Consider the following 21,564-nt stretch of genomic DNA (forward strand, 5'->3'; position numbering starts at 1 on the left):
TGAATTCGGTTCTTCTGGAAGGGTGTTACTGGATCTGCTGGTAGAGCGCGGTGACCTGGTTCGGAGCGAGAGCGTAGTTGAATGCTTGGACGTTGCTGATCGATCCGGGGAAGTCGGCGACGGTGCCCGGGGTGTTGCCGCCGTCGGCACCGCCGATCAGCAGCGGTCCGTTTGCCGCCCAGGGGGTGGTGTCGGTGCCGGTGCCGACCAGGGTGCCGTTGACGTACAGGCTCATGGTGCCGGTGGCGGCGCTGTAGGTGCCGACCAGGTGGTACCAGGTTCCCGCTGTCACGGCGGCGGTGCTGCTGGCGTGGTAGTAGGCGGGGGCGCCGGCGGAGTCGGTGCTCGGCACGACCAGGGCCCAGCCCTTGTAGGCGGCCGAGTACTGGAGGTAGAAGCCGCAGCGCACGCCGGTGGCGTCGCGCTGTCCGACCGCGGTGTAGTAGCCGGTGGTGCTGAACCCGGTGTTGAGCTTGGCCCAGGCGGAGACCGTGTAGCTGCCGGTGGTGTTGATGACGCCGGTGTTGGCGCTGGCGGCGTAGCCGGTTGTGCCGTCGAACGCGAGGGATTCGCCGCGGGTGGCGTCGTTGGTCCAGGTCGCTCCGGTGGCGCTGAGTGTGAGTGGGTTGTTGCCGGTGTTGGTGTTGGTGATGGCGTTGGGGGTGAGGATTTGGTTGCCGTCGTCGGTGGCGGCGGTGTCTTGGGCGACGGTCACTGCGGTGCTCGTATTGCCGTCGTTGAGATCCCAGGTGTCCTGTGGTGACAGGAGTGTGTTGGCCAGCGCGCCGAAGGCGGCGACGGAGAGGTTGGCGTGGTCGCCGCCGTCCGCGCCGGGGGCGAGCTTCTCCACACCGGGATTGCTGGTGTCGGGGACCGCGACTGCGGCGTCGTAGTCGGCGAAGTAGACCGCGGGGGTGCTCCAGGGGTTGCCGAGGTTCATGCCGCCCAGGTAGGCGTTGACGTCCATGCGGTTGGCGTCGACGGTACTCAGGGTGCAGGGGTCGTTCGGGGTTGCCCCGTCGCCGGTGAACCCGTCGCACGGGGTCAGCGAGGTGAGGACCACGGTGATGCCCCAGCCCTGGAGCTGCTGGACCAGGGCGAGGTAGCCGTTGGTCTGCAGGTCGGTGTTGCTGTCGCCGGCCAGGAGGTCTTCCAGGCCCTCACTGACGATGACGGTCTTGATGCCCGGCTGGTCCAGGACGTCGCGGTCGATGCGGGACAGGGCGGAGGGTCCGCCGACGGCGCTGCCGTCGAAGGTTTCCGGGTTGTCCGTCATGAGGTCGTTGGACTCGATGCCCTCGGCCAGCACGCCGAAGGGCTGTGCGGTGCTGGGCTCGGCGCCCGACAGCGCGTCGGAGACCCGGTCGCCGTTGGAGTTGGGCAGTGTGGTGCCGGACTGGAGCGGGTCGATCAGGTTGTCGCCGAGCACGGCCTCGGTGGGGACGTTGGCGGACTGCACGTCCAGGTCGGTGACCAGGTCGGTGAAGTTGCCGTAGGCGGCGGCGTTCGTGGTGAACGGGGTGGTGCTGGTGCTGGTGGTCAGGTCACCGGAGCCCGTGCTGGTGATGTATTCGTAGGAGCCGTTGGCGTAGGAGTGCTGCACCAGGTAGGGGACCGAGTTCGAGAGCTGGTAGGACACCAGCAGGTACTGGCCCGCGGTCACGGTGAACGGCAGCGGGTCGCTGTAGACCATCCCGCCCTGGGGCACCACGGTGCTCGGGCTGCCGCCGAATGTCAGCGTGGTGGGTGTGGCTGCCGGGACGGCGCCGATCGTGTTCGGTGTGGAGCTGAGCGCGATGGTGGCGTGGGCGATGTCCAGGGTGCTGGTGCCCAGGCTGTTGTCGAGTTTGACGCGGACGGTGGTGCCGGAGATGGAGGGCTTGAGGGCGATGCGGAACGTCTGGTCGGAGAAGTTGCTGCCGCCCAGGAGGTTGTAGTTGCCCTCGTTCGGGTTGCCCCAGGCGCCGGTCCAGGACTGCCCGGTGGGCGGGGTGGCGTAGGTGCCGTTCGCCTCGGGGGTGCCCGCGGTGGTGTTGCGTGTCGCCATGGCGAAGATGTGCAGGGCCTGCTGTCCGCCGTTGACCGACTGGCTGACGTCGGGCAGCGTCACCGAGGCGATCGTGAGTCCCGGGGTGATCGGGACGGCGAAGGGGTAGAGCTTCACGGCCTGGGTCTTCTGGCCCGTGGGGGTGTTCGAGTGCGGGAGGGAGACCGCGGCCAGCGAGGCGGGGCCGCTGACCCAGTCCGGGACAGTGAGGGTGTAGGTGCTGCTGGTGCCGTTGGTGTAGGTGATCGTGCCGGTCGGCGCGCACCAGTTCATCGGGTTGGTGCCGCTGAAGCAGTAGGAGCCGGCGAAGGGTGTGTTCGCGGGGACGTAGGGGGCGGTCGTGTCGCCGGCGATCGCGCCGGTGACGGTCGTGGTCGAGTTCGTGGACGTGGCGAGGAACACCAGCGCATTGCCGCTGCCGGTGAAGCCGACCGTCTGGTTGGCGGCCATGACGTTGTCGGCCTGGCCCGATCCGAAGGCGGGGAGCTTGATGGAGGCACCGTCGACGGTGACCCAGTTCGCGCTGTTCCAGCCCGCGTTGGCCAGGTCTGTCGCCGAGAAGCTGTTTGTGCCGTCCGCCGCGCCTTCGGACATGTTGCTGTCCGGGGAGATCGCGGTGTTGTTGTAGCAGGCGGCCAGCGATGTGCACGTACTGGCCGCGTGCCCTGCTGCCAGGAACGGGTAGCTCTGTTCAGCGGAGAGGTCGCCGGCCGCGTCCATCGAGTAGACGTACAGGGTGTGCGGGCCCGGGGAGGGCGGGGTGACCGTGATCGTGGCGGCGTTCCCGGACGCGGCCACGGTCTGGCTGGCCGGCGGGTTGCTGGTGGCCGGGGGCTGGTCGAGCCTGTAGATGAACGTCGTGGCCGTGGTGCCGTTCCCGGTGATGGAGAACGAGCCGGGCGTGCCCGCGGGGGCGCCGACGGCGGCGTTCGGCACGTCCGTGTCCGGGTTGGCGTTGTTCACAGAGGTGATCGTCGGTTGGGTCGGGGCGGCGGGCTCGACGGTGAAGTGGCAGATCGGTGACTGCGCGTAGGTCGTCGGGTCCATCCCGTCACTGATCATGACGTTCCAGTCCACGGTCTGGCTCGTGGTCAGCGAGGCGACGAAGGTGGACGGGAGGGCAACGGTCGCGTACGTCCCCGAGGCCAGGTTGTCCGCACTGGTGGCCGTGTGCAGGGTCGTGGTGCCGTTGATCCAGTACTGGAACGTGGCCTGGAGCTTGTCCCCGTTCGGGTCGGTCACCTTCGCCGTCAGGGAAGGCGGCGTCGACTCGATCGTCTTGCCCATGTACGGGCCCGGGGCCGAGGTGGAGCAGGCGGCGTCGTCCGCCCCCGCGGCCGCGGACATCGTGCTCGCGGTCGGCGGGTTGGGCGGGTTGTTGTAGAAGATCTGCAGGGTGGGGTTGTTGGTGAAGCGCTTGAACCCCAGGTCGTTCCAGGAGGACTCGTCCGAGTCCTCGCTGAGTGTCACGGTGAAGGTGGTCGAGTGCGCCTTCGCCTCGGCCCGGATCGGGGTCAGCACGTCGAAGCCGGCAGCGGGCTGGCTCTGGCTCGGGCAGTTCTGCGGGTTGTAGGAAGGGCCTACGCTCTGCGAGATGGAGTAGCTGTTGTAGCCGGGCCGGTTGCTCCAGTCGGTGCCGGACCCCATGCCCTTGGACCAGTGCAGGTTCACCGTCGCCGAAGCAGAGCAGGACGCGGAGTAGTAGTCCAGGGTGTTGACCGTGGCGCTGTTGATGTCCGCGCCCCAGATCGTCTTGGACAGGTTCCACTGGTAGACCGCGTGCTCGTCACCGGTGTTGCACTCGCCCTCCTGCCAGCCGTTGTAGCCCACTCCCAGGTATCCGCTGTCCGCCAGCGAACTGGTGCTGTTGACGAAGGAGTTGCCCGCGCATCCCTGCTTGACCTCGTCGAACATCGGCGAGCCGTAGCTGATGGGGTGCCAGTTGACCGACGGGTCGACGTACACCGGCCAGATGGTGGAGCGGGCGGACAACATCCCGGCGTCGGGGACCAGGGACACAGAGTCCGAGGTGACGCGGGTGTCCACCCGGGCGAGGCGTGCGGCCAGGCCGGGCTGCCCCGCGGAGGACGCGTCGGCTGCGACCTCCGCGCCCCGCGGCGTGTGCGGCGAGGCGGGCAGGACGGCGTTGGAGTCCCACTGCATCGGCGTGGCGCCGTCGGCGACCACGCTTCCCGAGGCATCGGTCACCTCCAGGCCGCCGTCCGGTGCCGGCGCGAGACGGCCACCGCGCACCACTGTGCCCAACCGGATCGACTTCAGCGCCGGATCGGCGGCCGCCTGCGCCGAGTAGATGACCAGGACGTCGCTCAGGCCGCCGTCGGCGGTCGCCGACACCTGAAGGTCGACGCCCGGGAGCACCGACCGGTAGGTGGCCGTCTGGCCCTCGACCGACGGCGCCGGCAGGGTCGTCGGCCACGTCAGGGTCAACGAGGTCCCGGCGGAGCGCGTCACCGCCAGCGGCCCGTTGCCGCCGGCGGAGAACTCCACCGTGCCGTAGGCGGTCGCCCCCGGCGCCCACATGCCGTCGCTGTTCCGCGCCAGGTCCAGATCGACCGGGACCCAGCCGCCCGCACGCGCAACGCGCACTGGAAGCGGGTTCGCGGACAGCATGAACTTGCCCGAGGGCTCCGCCAGCACCGCCTCGGTCGGAGTCGTCAACGCATCGACCGTCACCGCCCGACCCGTGGTCCTGGCCTGCGCGGCGGCCTGCTGCATCCGTAGCTGGTCCAGAGCAGTGATCCCGAAACCGCTGGGGACCGGGTTCAGTGCGCGGTCTGAGGCGGTCGTGCGGGCCGGCGGTTCCGCGGAACCGCTGGCGTTGAGTACGTGTGAGGTAGCGGGGACCGATGCGTACGCGGGCGCCAGCCCGACCGCGCTCACCCCCAGCACCACCAGCACCGCCAGGGACCTGCGCCCCTGGTGGTGCGCGGCACCAGCGCGTTGTCTCTTCATCATCCTGCTCTCTTCGATAGCCGCAGCGATCCGGCAGACCGAACATAGGTGCCCCTCAGAAGGGAGCGCCACCAGTCAACTGCTACGAGGGCAAAGGAATGTCGTTGCAGATCAGCACATGCTCCGATGTGTCCGTATCAATAGAAAGGTAAGGAGGTACGCGTACGCAGCTTCGCGTATGCGCCCGCTGATAGCGTCCTGGCACCCACAAGATCAGGACAGCGGCAGCAGGGGCGGACCACTTGAAGCTGACAGTACGTCGAAGCTCCGGCCGGATACCCAACCCGAGATCGGTTCTGCGGCCCGTCAACGTTTTGGTCACCATCGCCCTCGCCGCCACGGCGCTGGGGTCGAACCCCGCCTATGCTCGGGCGGGTCTGTCCCCGGCCGTGCAGCAGACCAAGTCGGTGCCTGTCTCGGCGGTCACGTCGCACTACCGAACCCCGGCGAAGCTGCCCACCTGGCAAGCCCCCAAGCCGCAGTGGCCCACGGGAACAGGAACGGTACCCGCCACGGCGACCAGTACCTCCGCAGCCCCCCAGTCGCGCCGAGTCGCGACGGCAGCAATACCCCGGTCCCACCAGGCGGGAGCACTGCCGGTCTGGCTCAGCGACTCCGGGAACTCCCCAACTGCCGCCACGGTGACGATCCTTCCGCAGACCGCGGCACACACCGCAGGCATCAACGGAGTGCTCCTCACTGTGCGCCCGTCGGCGGCACGGCCGGCGTCCACCCGCGTCACGCTCGGATACGGACAGTTCGCAAGCGCCTTCGGCGGCGACTGGGCCACCAGGCTCCGACTCGTGGAACTCCCGTCCTGTGTCCTGACGACCCCGCAGATTGCCGCGTGCCGTACCCAGACACCGCTGGCGTCGACGAACGCCTCCGCCGTCCAGCAGGTCTCTGCCGACGTGCACCTGCCCGCCGCCGCCAGCAGCACGGCGGGCGGGACCGTGGCCCGGGCCCTGTCGCGGTCGAGCGCTGCCGTGGCGTCGGGAACGATGGTCCTGGCGGCGAGCTCTTCCGCGGGCGGCGGTGGAGGCGACTTCACGGCCACGAGCCTCAAGGCGTCGGGCTCCTGGCAGGGGGGCGGCAGTTCGGACGACTTCACCTGGTCGTACCCGATCTCCCCACCGAGCGTCCCCGGGGGTCTGGCGCCGACGCTGTCGCTGGACTACGACTCGCAGTCCGTCGACGGACTGACCTCCTCTACGAACAACCAGGCCTCGGTCGTCGGCGATGGCTTCTCGCTGGGTGAGAGCTTCATCGAACGCTCGTACCAGTCCTGCCACCAGAACCCCGTGGGATCGACCCAGACCTGGGACAACTGCTGGTCGTCGAACAACCAGATGACCCTGTCCCTCAACGGCCAGACCAACGAACTGGTCAAGGACGACAGCACCGGGATCTGGCATCCGCAGAACGACTCGAACGAGAAGGTCGAGTACCTGACCGGGGCCACCAACGGGACCCAGAGCGGCGAGTACTGGCGGGTCACCACCGACGACGGCACCCAGTACACCTTCGGTCTCAACGAGCTTCCAGGCTGGGCGTCGGGTGACGCAGCCACGAACTCGGTCCTGACCGAGCCGGTGTACGCGACCGCGTCCGGGCAGCCCTGCTACAACGCCACCTGGGCGAACTCATGGTGCCAGCAGGGCTACCGGTGGATGCTCGACTACGTCAAGGACACCCACGGCAACGTGGTGTCCTACTACTACACCCCGACTACCGGCTACTACGCCCGCGATCTCGGTACCACAGCGAACACGCCCTACACCCGCGACGTGAGCCTGTGGAAGATCGAGTACGGCCAGCGCGACGGCTCCGCCTACACCACGAACCCGGCCGGACAGGTGCTGTTCACCTACAACGGCCGCTGCAACACCTCCTCGACCGGCTGCCCGACCTCGACCCTGTCCACCTCGACAGCGACGAGCTGGCCCGACGTACCCTACGACCAGTACTGCGCCAGCGGCGCGACCTGCTCCACCACCAGCCCCACCTTCTGGTCCGAGAACGAACTGACCGGCATCCAGACCCAGGCCCTGGTCGGATCGACGGAGACCAACGTGGACTCCTGGGTGTTGACCTACTCCTTCCCCGCGACCGGCGACGCGACCACGCCCTCCCTGTGGCTGTCCTCAATCACCCACAGCGGCCAGGACACCAGCGCAGGCGGCTCCAGCTCATCGATCGCCATGCCGCCGGTCACGTTCTCCGGCACGCCACTGTCGAACCGGGTGAACCTGACCGACGGCTACCCCCCGATCACCCGCTACCGCCTCAACACGATCACCACCGAGACCGATGAGATCATCAGCGTCGGCTACTCGGCCCCTGCCTGCGGCACCAGCACACCCAGCGACCCGAGCCAGAACACCAGCCTGTGCTACCCGGACTACTGGACCCCCACCGGACAAGCGAACCCGATCGAGGACTGGTTCAACAAGTACATCGTCACCGGCGTGACCGAACAGGACCAGACCGGCGGCGGCGTCACCGACGAGATCGCCACCACCTACACCCCCATCGGCGCCCCCGCCTGGCACTACAACGACAACCCGCTCACCCCGTCCAGCCAGCGTACCTGGGACCAGTGGCGCGGCTACCAGGGCATGAAGGTCATCACCGGCACCAGCCCGGACCCGGCCACCGAGACCGACTACACCTACTTCCGCGGTATGGACGGCGACACCCTGACCAGCGGCACCCGCTCGGTGTCGATTCCTGACTCACGCGGCGACCCACGGGTCACCGACTCCAACCAGTACGCTGGCCAGACCTACGAGGCCATCGTCTACAACGGCGCCGGCAGCGGCAAAGTCGTCACCGACACCATCACCGACCCCTGGACCTCAACGGCCACCGCGACCCACACGGTGACCGGACTGCCGCCGCAGCAGTCCTTCCACACTGGCACCGCCGACACCAAGGTCTACACCCCCCTGGCCTCCGGCAGCACCCGCGAGACCGAGACCGACTACACCCACGACAGCGACGGACGCGTCACCCAGGTTAACGACCAGGGCGATGTCTCCACCACCAGCGACGACCTGTGCACCACCACCACCTACGACGACAACACCACCGCCTGGATCCTGGACACCCCCGACGAAGTCCAGACCGTCTCGGTCAACTGCTCAACCACTCCGACCCTGCCGACCAACGCCGTCTCCGACACCCGCACCTACTACGACAGCTCCACCACCTTCGGCACCGCCCCCACCGTCGGCGACGCCACCATGACCCAGGCAGCCACCAGCTACACCGGCTCCGCCCCCAACTGGTCGACGATGAGCACCGCCACCGCGGACGAGTACGGCCGCCCGACCGCCGTCACCGACGCGGACAACCGCAAGACCACCACGGTCTACACACCGGCCACCGGTGCCGAGCCCACCAGCATCACGGTCACCGACCCCATGCTCCACGCGACCACCACCACCTACGACGCGTCACGTGAACTCGCAAAGTCGGTCACCAACGCCGGCGGCTACACGACCACGACGCAGTACGACGCCCTCGGCCGCACCACCGCCGTCTTCACCCCTGGCGTCACCAGCGCAACCACGCAGTACAGCTACACGGTCTCCAACAGCAGCCCCTCCATCGTCACCACCCAGACGCTCAACAACGACGCCACCACGTACCGGACCAGCGAAACCCTCTACGACTCACTACTGCGCCCGCGGGAGACACAGACCGCCACCCTCGACGGCGGCCGCGACGTCACCGACACCGTCTACAACACCCTCGGCGAGGTTGTGAAGACAACCGACCCGTACTACAACAGCAGCGCCCCCAGCACCACCCTGGTCCAGGCGCAGGACGGCAAGATCCCGTCCGAGACGGGGTACAGCTACGACGGCGCTGGCCGCAAGAGCGCCGCGATTGCCTACACGTTCGCCTCGCCGACATGGCAGACCACGTACACCTACGGCGGGAACTTCACCACCACCGTCCCCCCGGCCGGCGGCACCGCCCAGACGGTGATCACCGACGCCAGGGGCAACACCACCGACCTCTACCAGTACCACACGGGCGTGCCGGCCGACCCGGTCAACGACCCGGCCGCGGACTACTCCGACACCCACTACACCTACCGCCCCGACGGCAAGATGTCCGGCGAGCAGGACGCCGCTGGGAACTCCTGGTCGTGGACCTACGACTACCTCGGCCGCCAGACCTCGGCGACCGACCCCGACACCGGCACGAGCTCGACCACTTACGACAACGCCGGCCAGATCCTCACCACGACGGACGCCCGCGGGGACCAGACCAGCTACACCTATGACCTGGACGGCCGCAAGACCGCCGCTTACGACACCACGGGCAACGTCGCCGCCGCCAGCACCAACCAGATCGACGCGTGGACCTACGACACCCTGAAGAAGGGCTACCCCACCGGCTCCACCTCCTACAAACTCGGCACGACCAGCGCCTCGTTCACGACCGCAGTCCTGGCCTACAACAGCTTCGCTCAGCCCGTAGCATCCAAGACCACGCTGGCCAACCTCCCCTCCAACGAGGCACTGCTCGCGCCGAGCGGCGGATACACGACCAGCTACACGTACAACAGCGCCGGCCGGGTGGTCACCCAGCAGGACCCGGCCGCAGGCGGACTCCCGGCTGAGGCCGTCGGGTACGGCTACGACAACTATGGTGACCCGACCAGCACCGCCAGCTCCGGCAGCACGGCCTGGACCTACGCAGCGGCCGTCGGCTACGACGAGTACGGCCACCCCCTGCTGTACACGCTCGGCCCCACCACCAGCTGGGTCAAGCTGGGCCTGACCTACGACCCCCAGACCAACGACGTCACCAACGCCGAGACCACCGACTCCACCAGCAGTACCGTCGTTGACAACACCAGCTACACCTTCGGCAACACCACCGTCTCCAAGGGCGCAGGGCTGCTGACCTCCACCACCGACTCCCAAAGCGGTGGCACCACAGTCGACACGCAGTGCTTCACCTACGACTACGCCACCCGCCTGAACGGCGCGTGGACCGCCACCGACAACTGCGCCGCCACCCCGGCCCCCGGCAGCAGCACAACGGTCGGCGGAACCAACCCCTACTGGCAGACCTGGACCTACAACGCCGACGGCAACCGCGCCACCCAGACCGACCACGACACCACCGGCAACACCAACAACGACACCACCACCAACTACCTCTACCCCAGCCCCGGCTCCAGCACCGACCAACCGCACACCCTGACCAGCACCACAGCCACCGGCCCAGGCGCAGCGGCCAACACCGCCAGCTACACCTACGACGCCGCCGGCGACACCACCGGCATCACCGGCGGAGCCCTCGGCAACCAGACCCTCACCTGGAACGACCAGGGCAAGCTCGCCACCGACGCCACCAGCAGCGGCACCACCAACTACCTCTACGACAGCTCAGGCAACCTGGTCCTGCGCACCGACCCCAGCCAGGCCACCCTCTTCATCGGCGACACCCAGATCGACGAAGCAACCACCAACCAAGCCCTCACCGCGACCCGCTACTACTCCGTCGGCGGCACCACCATCGCCGAACGCTCCAACACCGGCGACATCCAATACCTCATCCCGAACCGCCAAGGAACCGACACCCTCGCCATCGACTACCAGACCCAGGCCGTCACCCGCCGCCAGTACACCCCCTTCGGCCAGACCCGAGGCACCGCACCCGCCACCTGGCCCGGCGACGAGGGCTATGTCGGCGGCACCAGCGACCCGACAACAGGCCTGGAAAACCTCGGCGCCCGCGAATACGACCCCGCTAGCGGACGCTTCGTCAGCATCGACGCCGTCCTGGAAACATCGGACCCAAGGCAACTGTCCGGATACGACTACGCCGGCAACGACCCCGTCACCGGCAGCGACCCCACTGGCAACATGTACGACGCCAGCACCGACACCGGCGGCGGCACCGGCGATGGACTCCTGACCGACGGCCACTTTGACCCAGTGGACATCGGTCTGCCGGGTGCGGACACCTACGCCACCCAATCCGAGGGCTCATGGCTCGACAACGCTGCCGGGGCAGCTCAAAGTGCCTTCGCTCAAGTCAACTCCATCGTCAGCATGGGCAACCCGCTTGCCCTTCTTGAAAACCGATACATCTACGCTCCGGCAACCAACTACGTTGATTCAAAGCTTCACATCGACACGACATCTGTGCAGTACCAGAACGGCCAGATGGAACTCGCCCTCCTGATGCTCGCGGCACCGGAACTGGACGAAGCCGGCCTGGACGGACTCGCCGAAGGCCCCTGCAGCTTCGCTCCCTCCACGCCCGTCCTGCTCGCCGACGGCAAGACCGAACCCATCGGGAAGCTCAAAGTCGGCGACAAAGTCGAATCCGCCAACCCCGACACAGGAAAGGAAGAAGGCGGCCGCTCCGTCCAGCACGTCTGGATCAACCACGACACCGACCTCCTCGACCTGACCGTCTCCACCGGCCCAGGCCACACCGCCGTCATCCACACCACAGCCAACCACCCCTTCTGGGACAACACCACCCACACCTGGGTGGCAGCCGGCAAGCTCACGCCCGGCCATCAACTCGCCAGCACAGGCCACCACCACCCAACAGTCGTATCCCTCAAAGTCACACCAGGAGCCGCAAACCGCTGGAACCTCACGGTCCAGCAACTCCACACGTACTATGTACTGGCCGGTACCACGCCGATCTTGGTCCATAACACGGACGCTGGGTGTGGCACAGTTGATTTGGCGCACGGGACATCGCTGAAGAATGCTCAGTCCATCAGGGCCAATGGACTGAATACTGACGCAGCTCGGGCTAATGCAAATGGTGGCAGTCTGAACCGGCCTGGATCGTTCTATACTCATCAGATATCCGGACCTACTGATGAGGGTGTCCAGTCGGCTTACGAGTGGGGCCTCCGTGTTGATCCGGAATCTCCCTCTGCTGTCCTGATTGGGCGTCTTCCAAGATCCACATTCGACAGTCTCATGGAGCAGGGGTTGGTGACGGTGCGGCCCGTGGGTGAGGGCGTCCCTGATGAGACGATCTTTCATCCAGACTCGTTCCCAATACTGAATCGAGATATGAATTGGCTGGCGATCATCAGCCCCTAACCAGCGGCGATGACTACTCGGCGGCAGTCATCAGGAAGACCGCCTGGGGTCGGATCGAACCGGCTTCAGGCGGTCGATGGGTGACCATCTGGCGCTTGAAGATGGATACACCGCTGACCGTGGGTGAGAAGCGAGAAATCATGACTGATATAGAGTCGGGATTTCAAGCGGTGCTCAGTTCATCTATGCCAGGTGAGTTGATTCTTCAGGTGAATACAGAGCGGCCTGCAATGTCCCCTGAGTATTATCCGCTGACTTTCTCGTCGTTCCGGATTGTGAATGATGAGATTGGTCCAATCGAAACGATCGAAGGACTCCCGCGCGATTGGTATGCACCTTTCCGATCGCGCCGTGATTCTGCCGAGTAGGTAGATACACGTAATCGCGAGAGGCCCCACCGGAATGGCGTTCCGGTGGGGCCTCTGGGGTGTCTGACGGCAGTAGTTGACGGCAACGTCAGCGGACGGGTGCTGCACAAGCGGGTGGTTCGTCGCCGTCGTCGGGTCGGCTGGTGGTCTTCTTGGGGTCGCGGAGGGCGTTGCCGAGGAGGTCGATGGCGTCGCGCTGGAGGCGGAGCCGGACGTGGGCGTACACCGTCGCGGTCACCCCGATGTGGGCATGGCCCAACAGTTCCTTGATGACGACGAGTTCGACGCCCTGCTCCAGGAGGAGGGTAGCCGCCGAGTGCCGGAGGTCGTGGAAGCGGATGTGGCGGAGCGTGGCCCGGCGGAGCAGGGTGTTGAAGTGCCGGGTGAGGGTGGCCCCCTCGATCGGGGAACCGTCGGGCCGGGTGAAGACGTAGCCGCTCGCCTTCCAGCCAGTGCCCGCAGCCTCGCGTTCCTGGCGCTGCCGGTCGCGGTGCTGTTCGAGGGAGCGCAGGCACTCGGTGGGCAGGGCGATGCGCCGCTCCGAGCTCTGGGTCTTGGTCGGCAGCGCGGTCAGGCCGCCGCTGTTGGTTCGCTGGAGGGTGCGGCGGATGCTGGCGGTTCCGCCGGCCAGGTCGAGGTCTTCCCAGCGCAGGCCGAGGAGTTCGCCCTTGCGCAGGCCGGTGCGCAGGGCGAGTTCGAACAACGCGCTCAGCCGGTGCCCGCTCGTGGCGGTGAGGAAGTCGCGGGCTTCCTCGGCGGTGAGGGGTTCGAAGCGGCGGGGGCGGGGTGTGCCCATGCGGACGTTGCGGGCGACGTTGCGCGGGACCTCCTCTTCGCGGACGGCGTGCTCCAGGGCGGACTTGAGCACGGAGTGCACGTAGGCCAGCGTCAGCGGGGACAGCCGCTTGCGGCAGCACTTCCCGACCGCGCAGCATTGGGGCTGGTCGCGGGTGGTGTCGAGGCCGCGTGTGCAGCACTGGCAGGTGGTGCGGAGTTGGTCGAGCCAGGTGCGGACGTCCTTGGCGGTGAGCTTGGCGAGCTTCTTCTTGCCCAGCCCGGGGAGGAGGTAGAGGCGGACGACGGCGGTGTAGCGGGTGTGGGTGTTCTCGCGGAGCCGGTGGACGGCCACGGTCTCCAGCCAGTAGGTGAGGAACGCGGCGACGCTGCCCTGCGCGGAGGGCGCGGGGACGCCGCGGTTGCTGGCGGCTATCTTCTCGGTGAGCTTGGCCAGGGCCTCTTTGCGGGTGGCGCCGTAGACGCGGACGCGCTTGCGGGTGTCGCCGACGGCCAGGACGTATCCGGCGGCTTCCCAGCGGCCGTCCTTGCGCTGGTAGACGGTGCCGTCCCCGTTGGCGCGGATACGGCGGGAGGCGGGGTTCGGGTTGGAGTCGTGGGCGGTCATCAGGAAGCCTCTTCGAGGTGGTGGTGGATGTAGGCGGTCAGGGCATGGGCGGGGATGCGGCGGGAGCGGCCGATGGTGATGGAGGCGAGCCGCCGGGTGCGGATGAGGTCGTAGACGGTGGAGCGGCTGACCTTGAGCCGGGCCATGACCTCGGGGACGGTGAGGAGTTCGTCGTCAGCCACGGGCCGCCCCCGGTTCCTGCGGGGCCAGAGCCGCTGAGAGCCGGGCCAGTTCGGGTGTGAGGCCGATCCCGGAGAACACCCAGTGCGCGAGGATCAGCGTCGACCCCTCGTCCGCCCCTGTTGTCGGAACCCGGGCCTGGGCGCGTTGCCAGGCGGCGCGGGCGTCGCGAAGGGCGGCGAGGGTGGTGGAGTACTGGCGGGTCTTGGTCGAGAAGTGGCCTCGGAAGCCCAGCATGTGCGCCCAGGTCCGCAGCTTGAGGTAGGCGAGTTCGGGGCGTGCGCCCAGGTCCCAGGCGGTGCGGATCATGCGTTCGGCGTGCGGGGGTATGTCGAACGCCTGGAGTTCGCCGATCAGGCGGAGCCGCCGGTCCAGGGTTCCGGTCGCGCCCTCGGCTCCCTTGGTGGCGTACTTGGCGATGTAGGCGGCCACGGCCCGCTCGGTAATCGGAGAGCCGCCCTCGAAGTCGTTGCCACGAATGGGACGTACATCGAGCTGCGTGCCGAAGGCGAAGGCGGACACCTCGCCGTCGAGTCGCGGCCCATCGACGCGGGTGCGCGTTACTGCGGTGTGGATGGCATCGGTGAGCAGGGCTTTGGTGGCCCAGGCAGGCGGTTCGGTCGCGCTGCCGTCGGGCCCGTCGAGGCGGATGACGGCGTGGAAGTGGACCAGGCCGCGCCGCTGGTACTCGGCGACCTTGGCGTAGGAGATCTTCGCGGTTGAGGAGAGGCTGCGTTGGGTGAGCCCGGCGGCCTTGGCGATGGCGCGGCGCAGGTGGAGCATGAAGCGGGACCACAGGGCCGGGGCGTGGGCGTTCCACAGGACCGCGCCGGGGTAGTTGTAGCGCTCGGGGTTGAGCGGTGAGCCGAGCTGTGGGTCGTCCTGGTCGTGGGCGCGTCCGCAGCGGCACCGATCTGCCTGTTTCCCGTCGCTGCTGGGGCGGTTGTGGACAGGGCCGAAGGAGGGGGCCGTGAAGGTCGCGAAGACGCGAGGGTGCCGGGTGATGCTCTCGGGGACGGCTTTGCCGCCGCGCAGTCCGGCGGCGATGAGCTGGTAGGTGTCATGGCGGTAGACCTCGGCGCAGGAGCGGCAGCGGGTGGTGCGGCGGTTGCCGCAGCGGACGAGGAGGCAGCCGGCGGGCATCTGGGCGGAGTCGAGATGGCGCAGGATCAGCCCGGTGGCGGGATCGACCTCGGTCCGGTGCCCATCGAGGCGGATCGGCCGTGAGCACCCGCCGAGCGTGGTCAACTGGCGAACAATCGCTGGCAGTTGGCCGTGGGAGGCGAGCTTCGCCAGGTCGCCAGGGTGCAGGCCGGAGGCGAAGACGTCGTGCTGGTGCTGGGGTTCTGCGGGCATGAGGGCATGGCCTCTCGGCGGGACGGCGCGCAGGGTGCCGTCGGGGAGGTGGGTGGGGGACCCCGGCAGGGGCAGGGCCGGTGGGCGGAGGTGCCTCTGCCGGGGGTGCGCTTCTGCGGGCGGGCTTGGGGCCGGATTCTTCGTGCCCCGGGTGGTGGGCCGCCGGGCATCAGGCGGCCTTGTCCAGGTCCACGCTGGTGGGCAGGCCACGGACCTGCTGGCCTGACTGGCACAGGGCTTCGCTGATCTGCCAGCAGGCTTCGGTGGTCAGGTAGACCGAGCGCATCCGCACCGGGGTGCGCATAGTGCCGATCGCGGCGACGGCGACGCCGGCGGGCAGTTCCCGATCGGCCGCGCTGACCTCCAGTTCCCGGCCGTCGGGGAAGAGGTGGAGGAAGTCCTCGACGGTGTCCACGCGGTGGCAGATCCGCGCGGACAGGTTGGTGCGCATCGCTGTCGACAGCACGTCGGCCGAGGGCTTCTGGGTGATCAGCCACAGGCGGACGCCGAACTTCGCGCCCTGGCTGGCGATGGCCAGCAGCTCGGCCTCGAACCGCTCACGGGCCTTGCGGTCGGAGTGGCGGGTGTAGTTGGCGACCTCGTCGATGACCACCAGCAGGAGCGGCAATTCCTCGCTGAAGGAGGTGATCCGGTCGGTGCGCGCGGACCAGAACAGGGCCTCGCGCCGCCGCATCTCCGCCCTGACCTCGGCCAGGACCTCGGACGCCTCGTCCGGGTGGGTCGCCGAGCAGACCCGGTGGGCTGTCCGCCACCAGGGGGCCGCCGCCGCGAGGTTGGGGTCGATCACCACCAAGTGGACATCTCGCATCAACGAGGCAGACGCCAGGAGGGTGTTGACGGTGATCGACTTCCCGGAGCGGGTCACTCCGGCGATGAGCCCGTGCGCGCCGCTGGCAAGGTTGACGCGGATGGGGGCGCCGTCCTCGTCCCACCCGAGCAGGACATCGTCTGCCGAGGTGAGCGACTCAGGTGCCACGCGCGGGGTGCCGTCCTCGTGCAGCAGGGGCGAGGGAATGAGGGTGTCGAGGGGTTCGCGGCGGAACCCCCGGGCGGTGATCGTGCCGGGCCGGGGCTGGGCGACCTTGACCCGGAGCATGCCCCAGCCGTTGCACAGGTCGTCGCGGGCGTCCTGCCAGGCTTCCAGTCCGACGCGGGGCAGAGCGTTGGCGGTGACGGTGACGCCAAAGGTGTCCGCGTGGGTGCTGATGCTCGGGATGCAGACCTTCGCGGGGACCGGTGTGCCGTCCGCGCGGAGCTGTTCCATGGCCGTCGGGGTGGTGTCCTTGACGGCCAGCTCCGCCATGGGGGCCAGCCGACGCCAGGTGCGGCGGATGCGGCGGGCCTGGCGCAGGCTGATCCGGGTCTCGGCATCGGCGCGCAGCCAGCGGACGGCCGTGAACACCACCCGCCCCAGGACCACGAGGGTCAGGGGTATGAGGAGCCACCACAGCGCGGTGGCGCGGTGCACGATCGCGGGGAGGCCGGCCATCAGGCGGCCTTCGCGGTCAGGGCGGTGGCACGGAACGCGATGCCGTGGCGGTTCTGGCCGTTGAACGTGTTCTCCCAGGCCGAGGCGGTCAGGGCGGTGAACGCAACGGTCGCGCCGGGCTTGATGCCCTTGGTGACGCCGGTCTCCGGGACGGTGACCTGGAGCATCTCGGCCCGGCCGTCCATGACGACCATGACCTCGACGACGACCAGCGGGGTACCGGTCTCCTTGTCGGTGGCGATCTCGCCGGTGGCGAAGTCCTTCACCTTGGGGCGCAGGGTGCCGAGCATGGCGTGCATAGCGGAGGTGTCGATGGGGAGCGAGCGCATGGAGGACTCCAGGTGTTCGGTGGTGCGGAACTCGACCGCTGGTGCGATCGCGTTCGAGAAACGTACCACACCCCATCCATCCCCATCCAACCCAATCCCTATCTCATCGGTTCCCACCCCATCCACGCCGCCGGTACCCTGGCTGGAACGGCCCCGCAGCCCCGGAGTCGAGGACACAGGAGAGTGGAGGTGGAGCCGTGTCGCAGCCCGACGGCACCCTGCTGAACTTCGAGCGCATCGCCGAGGACCTCAAGCAGCAGATCCGCGACAAGGCACTGCCGCCGGGAGCGCCGCTGCCCTCGCAGAGCCAGCTCATGAAGCAGTACGGGGCCTCCAGCCTGACCGTGCAGAAGGCCATGTCCCTGCTGCGGCAGGACGGCTGGGCTGTGTCCCGGCCGGGGAAGGGCGCGTTCGTCTCCCAGAAGCAGGACGCCGAGGACGCGTTCGAGCGGGTGGCCGAGGAGCTGAGGCAGCACATCCGCGCGGGCGGCTTCGCCCCGGGCAGCAAGCTCCCGCCCCCCGCAGCCCTCGCCGAGCAGTTCAGCACCTCGCTCACCGTGGTCCACGCCGCCCAGATGCAGTTGGCCAACGAGCACTGGCTGACGGAGGACGAGACCGGCCGGACCTTGGACTTCCACGTACAGCGCGCCGACCACCCGAGCATGGCCGCCCGACTCGCCGAGACCGCCCCCTCAACGGGAGGTGTCGACGGCGAGGCCGCCACGCAAGCCCGGGTCCAAGCACTGGAAGGCGCGCTCACCGGCGCCCTGGAACAGATCGCGGAACTGCGCGAACGCGTCGAGGGCCTGGAAGCGGGCAGCAAGCCCCGGAAGGCCCTCGGGCGCAAGACCAGCTGACCACTCCTCACGGCCCCGGGCGGCAGAGGCGAGGCCGCGCCGACAGCTCTCAGCCGCAGTCCCGGCACCATCCGGTGCGGCAGGGCCGGTGATCTCCCGCCCAGGCCGTGCCGTGCACCTGCCTGAAGGCGGCGTGTCCGAGGGAGGCGGTTCGGGCGGAACAGTTCGAGGTCTGGTCGGACGCAGCGATGGAGGGTTGCGTCCAAACTTTCTCTACGAGATCAAGGCGGCCCGCCACAGCGGGCCGCGCGCGTCCGGCCGCCGGGCCGCCGCACGCTCAAGGCGTCCCGCCCCGCTTAGCGGCGGCCCGCCGTCCGGACGCGCAACGGGCAGTGGCAGCAGCGCAGTATGGCGGCGCTACCTCAACCCAGGCCCTCCCTCCGAGGGACCAGGGGCCGAGCGCACGTGCGGCGCCGTCGTGGTGAGGGTGGCGGGTCGCGGGGCAGGTCCCTCGCCGATCGGCCCCCGGAGGCGTACCAGGAACCCCCGGGGGCCGCCAAGGCCGAGCGCAAGCGTGCCGGAGGCAGCCTTGGCGGCCCCCGGAGAACCCTGGTCCGGCGAAGCTGCCCGACCGACGAGGGACCCACCCCGCTCAGGCCCGCAGCCTGCCGGGGGCCGGAGCCCCTGGCCAGTCCTGTGCCCGGCACAGTAGTGGAACACCCCTTCTGTGCGGGTATCTGACGGAGAGCCGGGCCGTTTGCCCGTCCGGCGTACCGTGGTTGGTGGAGGTGGTGCAGAGATGATGACGGAGTTGGCGGACAACATCCGCAGGTACCGGCGTCGGGCCGGGCTGAGCCAGGAGGAACTGGCCCACGCAGCGGGTGTATCGCCGGGCACGGTGCGCAAGGTCGAGCAGGGCGGCACAGTCCGCATGGAGACACTTCACGCCCTTGCCCGCGCACTGCGCGTGACCACGGGAGCGTTGATGGCGTCGGACGCCCCGGAGCCTGTAGGACGCACCGAGGAGCCGAACCGCCTCAACCTGCTCCGGCTTCGTGCCACGCTCACCCCGGCTGTCGGGCTCGTCGACGGCGATGCCCAGGCCGTGGCCGAGGAACCGAGCCTGCGTGGTTTCAGCCGGACGGTGCGGGACGCGCGGGTGCTCTACTTCTCCGACAGCTACAAGAGTGTCGCCGGCCAACTGCCGGACCTGCTGCGCGACGCCGATAAGGCCGTTGCCTACTACGACAGCGGAGAGGATCACCGGCAGGCCCTGTTGGCCCGCGCTGAGACGCTGCGGCTGGCCGGCACCTACCTCACGCAGGTCAGGCAGTACGACATCGCCTACGCGGCACTGCGGAGCGCCATCGCTGACGCCCGGCAGGCCGGGGACATGCTCGCGGCGGGGTCCGGCGTCGGTGGCATGTGCTGGCTGCTGGTGCGGCAGGGCCGCTTGGAGGAGGCGGAGCGGATCGCCGCCCAGAGCATGGACGTGGTCGAGCCGAGGATCAGTGGGGCCGCGCCGGACCAGTACGCGGTGTGGGGAGGGCTGGCGATGGAGGCCGCAGCCGCAGCAGCGCGCAACAACCGCCCTGGTGAGGCCAGGGAGTACCGAAAGGCGGCGCGGGTGGCGGCAGCCGCCGTCGGCACGGCGCACCGCAACGTCTCCCGGCACTGGTCCGTCTTCGGTCCGGTGACCGTCGCCATGAAGGCACTTGAGGACTCCATGGTCGTCGGGGATGCCCGCCAGGTGGACTCTGCTGCGCTATTCGGTTATGCGGTGAGTCGGTAGCTGAGGTGGGTGAGTCTGCTGGCGCGTGACAGTGCAGGTGGGGTTCCTTCGGTGCTCCAGTGGGCGTCGAGGCGGATGACGTTGAGTGCGGCGGCGGAGAAGGCGTGCTGGAGACGGACCTTGGGCAGGCCGCGGTAACGGGCCCGGCGGATTCCGGTGACGTCCAGGGCCTGGTTGATGGTGCCCTCGATCCCGGCGCGCAGGGCGTACTTGGCTTGCCAGGTATCGGTCTTCTGCTCGGTGCGGGCGGCGGTCAGTGCCTGGTGGAGCTCGCGGGGCTGGAGCGTGAGCATGCGGGTGCCGCGTCGCGAGGCGGTGCACTGCTCGCGTGCGGGGCAGGGCCGGCAGTCGCTGCGGGCGAAGTCGACGACGATCGCGTCGTGGCCGTGCTGCCGGACCGGGTACCAGCCGCTGCTTGTCCTGCCTTCGGGGCAGCGGACCTGGCGGGCCTTCCAGTCGATGCGGAAGGCGTCCTTGGCGTAGCCGGTGTCGGCCCTGGCCTGGGGCGAGGTGTCGGGCCGGAGCGGGGTGACCATGGTGATGCCCTGCTCGGAGGCGGCCCGGACCAGCGCGGCGGAAGGGTATCCGGCGTCAAGGTAGTGCTCGCCCGGTGCCAGGCCCCGCGTCGCCAGGTTCTCCTGGACCGGCGCGGTGGCGTTCACGTCCGGCACGGTCGCGTCGGTGGTGTACACATCCGTGATCAGCCGCACCGGCAGACGCCCGGGCGACGGCTCACCACCGGCTTCGGCTTCGGCTTCGGCTTCGGCTTCGGCTTCGGCTTCGGCTTCGGCTTCGGCTTCGGCTTCGGCTTCGGCTTCGGCTTCGGCTTCGGCTTCGGCTTCGGGAGGAGCATCGCAGCTCTCTGTCAGATGGATCTTGTATCCGCACCAGAACAGGTCCTCGCCTTTCGCCGCCCAGCGCGCGTCCGGGTCGTACGGAGAGGCGAGGCGCGTATGGCCGGGCGGGACGCCGTCACTGTCGGCCTCCCGCTTGCGGATCACCTCCCGTCCCCGGGTGTCGGTGGCAACCAGGTACGTTTGCACCGTGATCCGCCGCAGCAGCGCAACGGGCTCCAGGGTCCGCAGCACCGGAGGGGCTGTCGGTGCCCACACCGCCCGCAGCAGGGCGACGGCGTCCTGCCCGAACACCGTGGCCAGCCGTTCCCGCTTGACCTGGGAGGAAGGTATCTTCCAACCGTTCACCCGCTCGCCGTAGCGCAGCGCGAGCTCGGGCACGTTCACTGCCTGGGCCAGCCAGGCCGGAGCGACCACCGCCAGCGCTTCCAGCGCCGCGCGCACCGATTCCCCAGCCAGCTCGAGGCGGTTCAGGTCACGCACCGCGCTGATCACGTGCGTGGAGTCCGTGCGCTGCTTGCCCCCGGCCCCGACCAGGCCCTGCCCGCGGCACCAGTCCAGCAGCCGGTCGAAGACCACACGCTCCATCCCGTGCTCGACCAGCCGCGCCCGGAACCGGGCCAGCACACTGTCATCGAAGCCGGTCGCGCCCAGCTCCATCCCCATCGCGTACTTCCAGTCGATCGCGCGAACCGCCATCGCCGCCGCCTGCCGATCCGTCAGGTCCTCGGCGAACTGCAACACCGTGACCAGCGACAACAAGGCCGGCGACAGCCCCGGGGCACCCCGGACCCCGAACGCACCCGCGAACGGCTCGTCCGCGAAGACCTCACCAAGCCTGTCCCGCACGCTCATC

At 68.7% G+C, this 21,564-nt stretch carries 11 protein-coding genes; 4 read left to right on the forward strand and 7 right to left on the reverse strand.

The window, feature by feature from the left end; genetic code table 11:
- Window positions 1-25: 25 nt before the first annotated feature.
- Window positions 26-5,023 carry a LamG-like jellyroll fold domain-containing protein gene (locus BS75_RS31710; protein ID WP_231607946.1) on the reverse strand — a complete coding sequence of 1,666 codons (4,998 nt, stop codon included), beginning with the start codon at window positions 5,021-5,023 and terminating at the stop codon, window positions 26-28.
- 800 nt (window positions 5,024-5,823) lie between these two features.
- Between BS75_RS31710 and BS75_RS51670 the strand changes: the two genes are divergently transcribed.
- Both BS75_RS51670 and BS75_RS48675 read left to right on the forward strand, forming a co-directional pair.
- Window positions 5,824-12,120, forward strand: a complete 6,297-nt coding sequence (locus BS75_RS51670; RefSeq protein ID WP_152646358.1) for a polymorphic toxin-type HINT domain-containing protein — start codon at window positions 5,824-5,826, stop codon at window positions 12,118-12,120.
- Between the two features lie 80 nt (window positions 12,121-12,200).
- On the forward strand, window positions 12,201-12,488 hold the full coding sequence (locus tag BS75_RS48675) for a hypothetical protein (protein ID WP_152646357.1): 288 nt from the start codon (window positions 12,201-12,203) through the stop codon (window positions 12,486-12,488).
- 88 nt (window positions 12,489-12,576) lie between these two features.
- On the opposite strand, the gene BS75_RS31720 is transcribed toward BS75_RS48675, so the two are convergent.
- From BS75_RS31720 to BS75_RS31740, 5 genes are all read right to left on the reverse strand, one after another.
- Window positions 12,577-13,890, reverse strand: coding sequence for a tyrosine-type recombinase/integrase (locus BS75_RS31720; protein WP_152646356.1), 1,314 nt, complete (start codon window positions 13,888-13,890; stop codon window positions 12,577-12,579).
- Complete coding sequence (locus BS75_RS31725; protein WP_034090706.1) at window positions 13,890-14,072, reverse strand: helix-turn-helix domain-containing protein; 183 nt, start codon at window positions 14,070-14,072, stop codon at window positions 13,890-13,892. The genes BS75_RS31720 and BS75_RS31725 overlap by 1 nt, the downstream gene beginning before the upstream one ends.
- The gene (locus BS75_RS31730) at window positions 14,065-15,426 is read right to left on the reverse strand and encodes a replication initiator (protein WP_231607947.1); all 1,362 of its coding nucleotides are present in this window, start codon (window positions 15,424-15,426) and stop codon (window positions 14,065-14,067) included. The genes BS75_RS31725 and BS75_RS31730 overlap by 8 nt, the downstream gene beginning before the upstream one ends.
- Window positions 15,427-15,595: 169 nt before the next feature.
- Window positions 15,596-16,936, reverse strand: a complete 1,341-nt coding sequence (locus tag BS75_RS31735) for an FtsK/SpoIIIE domain-containing protein (RefSeq protein ID WP_034090707.1) — start codon at window positions 16,934-16,936, stop codon at window positions 15,596-15,598.
- A complete protein-coding gene (locus BS75_RS31740) occupies window positions 16,936-17,265 on the reverse strand; it encodes an SCO3933 family regulatory protein (protein WP_034094166.1) in 330 nt (109 codons plus the stop codon). Before BS75_RS31740 ends, BS75_RS31735 begins: the two co-directional genes overlap by 1 nt.
- 197 nt (window positions 17,266-17,462) lie before the next feature.
- Between BS75_RS31740 and BS75_RS49550 the strand changes: the two genes are divergently transcribed.
- Window positions 17,463-18,122 (forward strand): GntR family transcriptional regulator, encoded by a 660-nt coding sequence (locus tag BS75_RS49550; RefSeq protein ID WP_052069875.1) that lies wholly within the window; start codon window positions 17,463-17,465, stop codon window positions 18,120-18,122.
- A gap of 739 nt (window positions 18,123-18,861) precedes the next feature.
- On the forward strand, window positions 18,862-19,854 hold the full coding sequence (locus tag BS75_RS31750; protein ID WP_231607948.1) for a helix-turn-helix domain-containing protein: 993 nt from the start codon (window positions 18,862-18,864) through the stop codon (window positions 19,852-19,854).
- Here BS75_RS31750 and BS75_RS31755 read toward each other — a convergent pair.
- Window positions 19,836-21,563 carry a transposase gene (locus tag BS75_RS31755; RefSeq protein WP_197091972.1) on the reverse strand — a complete coding sequence of 576 codons (1,728 nt, stop codon included), beginning with the start codon at window positions 21,561-21,563 and terminating at the stop codon, window positions 19,836-19,838. The two genes, BS75_RS31750 and BS75_RS31755, sit on opposite strands and share 19 nt — an antisense overlap.
- Between the last annotated feature and the right edge of the window lies 1 nt (window position 21,564).

Source organism: Streptacidiphilus albus JL83, from assembly GCF_000744705.1.
Taxonomy (GTDB): Bacteria; Actinomycetota; Actinomycetes; order Streptomycetales; family Streptomycetaceae; genus Streptacidiphilus; species Streptacidiphilus albus.

Excerpts from the sequence above, each read along its gene's own strand:
- BS75_RS31710 (WP_231607946.1), bottom strand. The coding sequence starts at position 5,023 with ATGATGAAGAGACAACGCGCTGGTGCCGCGCACCACCAGGGGCGCAGG.
- BS75_RS31720 (WP_152646356.1), bottom strand. The coding sequence starts at position 13,890 with ATGACCGCCCACGACTCCAACCCGAACCCCGCCTCCCGCCGTATCCGC.
- BS75_RS31730 (WP_231607947.1), bottom strand. The coding sequence starts at position 15,426 with ATGCCCGCAGAACCCCAGCACCAGCACGACGTCTTCGCCTCCGGCCTG.
- BS75_RS31735 (WP_034090707.1), bottom strand. The coding sequence starts at position 16,936 with ATGGCCGGCCTCCCCGCGATCGTGCACCGCGCCACCGCGCTGTGGTGG.
- BS75_RS31740 (WP_034094166.1), bottom strand. The coding sequence starts at position 17,265 with ATGCGCTCGCTCCCCATCGACACCTCCGCTATGCACGCCATGCTCGGC.
- BS75_RS31750 (WP_231607948.1), top strand. The coding sequence starts at position 18,862 with ATGATGACGGAGTTGGCGGACAACATCCGCAGGTACCGGCGTCGGGCC.
- BS75_RS31755 (WP_197091972.1), bottom strand. The coding sequence starts at position 21,563 with ATGAGCGTGCGGGACAGGCTTGGTGAGGTCTTCGCGGACGAGCCGTTC.